The organism is Lysinibacillus mangiferihumi, assembly GCF_003049665.1.
Taxonomy (GTDB): domain Bacteria; phylum Bacillota; class Bacilli; order Bacillales_A; family Planococcaceae; genus Lysinibacillus; species Lysinibacillus mangiferihumi.
The window spans coordinates 1-2,616 of sequence record NZ_PYWM01000081.1; the positions used below are offsets into that span (position 1 = coordinate 1).

The following is a 2,616-nucleotide window of genomic DNA, read 5'->3' on the forward strand; positions in this document are numbered from 1 at the left end:
AATGATATTAAAGGGCTCCGTTTTATTGAAATTGGTGATATACCACAATACTTTTTGTCAATAGAGCGCTAGAGATGAAATTATGGATAGTAATGCAAATGAAATTCGTTGGAGGAGTTTTATAAAAGGGAAGTTTATTTTTTTTACCACGATGGCCAAAAGAATCAGATGAAATCAAATTGTAGGTCATTGGATGCTTATTAGCAACATAAGTAAAGAATATATCGTAATCTCTTCTTTTCATATAAATTAATTGTTCTTGAAAAATGCCGTTAAGGAGTAAAATAGATTTGCAAAGCAATCTTTATAAAAAAATTCAGAGTAAAGTGAAGAAATGGAGCAAAGGTTTTGCAGAAAAAGAGCGCTCTTATATGTATGAAGAAAGTTATAGGATTATAGAAATGTTTTTGGCAGGTTCTAAAGATAAAAAAGATTATATTACTTTAGGTACTACATGTAATGTCCTTTCCAGCTGGTACTGTGCTGATTTTCTAGAACGCTATTTGAACAATAAGAATGATTATTGTTATTCACTTAAACAATGCATGTTATGGGGAACAATAGATCCTCTATTATATGCAGCAGGAAAACAGGGGGATATTCAACCAATTTGGTTTGTTGATGTCTGTTTGTCTGCTTGTAATCTCTTGATTTTACAAGAAACGGAAAAAGCGCATAAATTGTTACAGTATAGTTCTCCTGAGAAAATAGATTTTAATGTAGAACCTCCCGAATCAGTTTGTCAATTTATAAACAAAATGTTTTCAACATTTTATAACGATAAAGAAATTCCTTATGAATACCCTACACCACTTAATGATATCTATTCTAATTTATTACATAATTTAACAGATGAAACAAAAAAAGATATAAATGCTTCTGTGAATCAAGCTTGTGAATTTCATTTGAGCAGAACAAAGATGTACCAAGAATTTGATCGAGAAGATAAAATGCTTTTACCCTCAGAGATACTTGCGCCCCTTGTGCTAAGAAAAAGAATGGGTGTAGATGTGAAGAATCTAGAACACCCACTTATTAAAGACTTGTTTCCTGTAATGGAGGAGTTAATAGAGCTCGATACAGACCCTGTATTTTTAGATGTAATCAAATATATATAATTTAATTTTTGAGCACTATTACATAGCTCTTAATGACATGGCCAATGCCTTACAAAGGACTGCTCTCGCTCCGAGCGTGCTTTTGAAGAAAACATAAAATCGATAAAAAATTGAAAGGGGAGAATTGTATGGATTGGTTTGACAAAATTGAAAGCGTTTCAAATAAGCAACAGTTCTTAGAATTTGTAAATTTATTATCAGCTGATTATAAAAAGAATAGAGATGAATGGGAGAATAAATCTATAGATTTATTCCTTCAAGCCATTGAGGGTTGGATGGAAGACATGGAAGGATTTTATGAAAATTCTGGTCTAGATACACCTAAAAATATTGATTGGAACTTTTTGGCGAATATGTTGTATGTGGGTAAGATCTATGAGTAAAAAATCTACTCTAAAAAATATTGCCAGATGGACAAAAGAAATGGAAAAGAGGTTGGATTTAAGGATTCAAGGAGCTGTAAGATAAATGAATTATGATGAACTTAGTAAAGAGGTGGCATATGCTCTACGCCATTCTCCTGGAAAGTATGAATTAGAGTTAGATGCTAATGGGTGGGTTTTAGTTGATCAATTGTTAAAGTCATTAAGAAAATCTGATAAATGGTCGCACATTGAGCTTGATGATTTGAAAAAAATGATTGAGAAGTCAGAAAAGAAGCGTTACGAAATTTTAGATGATAAAATAAGAGCGTTTTATGGACATTCGACTCCTATGAAAATCCAAAAAAAGGAAATGAAGCCACCTAGCACGCTTTATCATGGAACTAGTCGTCGTTTTCTTGAGTCAATAATAAAGAATGGCTTGGTTCCAAAAACAAGGCAATATGTTCATTTATCTGAAGACATTCATACTGCTATCTTAGTAGGTAAAAGGAGAGACACTGCCCCTATAGTTTTAAAAATCAATTCAGAAGATGCATATAAAAATGGTGTGAAATTTTATTTTGCGCATGAAACGATATGGTTAGCAGATGCTATATCGTATGATTTTATTAGCTACTAAAAATATTAACAGTACAGAAATCTACAATATGTAGCAGAGAAATAAAACACATGTATATGGTATTATCCCATGTGCATGTGTTTTTATTGTTAGTAGTAATACATTCCTTCTCTATTTCCTGATATTTCAAATATATTGCTTATTTTATCTCTCGAAATTAATCATCACTTGTCCCCAGCACTGGCACGTACATTCAGACTATTGATACTGATAAGTTAGACTCTAACAAAGTTTTTGATGTAACTAATGGAATTGGTTCTCCAAATATAAATTTGCAACGAGAGTTGGATGAGGTTCTATACAAGGTGAATGACCTAAACGGTTTTTCTACTCTTTTCTTGGTTTATAAATGGCAATGTTTACATATAAATGGTTATTTTGTTAATGTATAATAGAGGAGAAAACGTTAATAGGAGAAAAATAACAGGGAATCAGCGCAGTATACGTTAAAGGTATTTCATTAATTAAAAGAATAGCAGATACCTTAAGGAAT

At 31.7% G+C, this 2,616-nt stretch carries 3 protein-coding genes; all 3 read left to right on the plus strand.

Annotated features, from left to right (window positions below):
- The first annotated feature begins 290 nt into the window (after positions 1–290).
- The 3 genes from C9J37_RS27330 (at position 291) to C9J37_RS27340 (ending at position 2,123) form a co-directional block, all read left to right on the plus strand.
- Entirely contained in the window at positions 291–1,118 is an 828-nt protein-coding gene (locus tag C9J37_RS27330) for a hypothetical protein (protein WP_107897917.1), read from the plus strand.
- Between the two features lie 128 nt (positions 1,119–1,246).
- Positions 1,247–1,501, plus strand: coding sequence for a DUF7660 family protein (locus tag C9J37_RS27335; protein WP_036116835.1), 255 nt, complete (start codon positions 1,247–1,249; stop codon positions 1,499–1,501).
- 85 nt (positions 1,502–1,586) lie between these two features.
- A complete protein-coding gene (locus C9J37_RS27340) occupies positions 1,587–2,123 on the plus strand; it encodes an RNA 2'-phosphotransferase (RefSeq protein ID WP_107897918.1) in 537 nt (178 codons plus the stop codon).
- Positions 2,124–2,616: the final 493 nt, after the last annotated feature.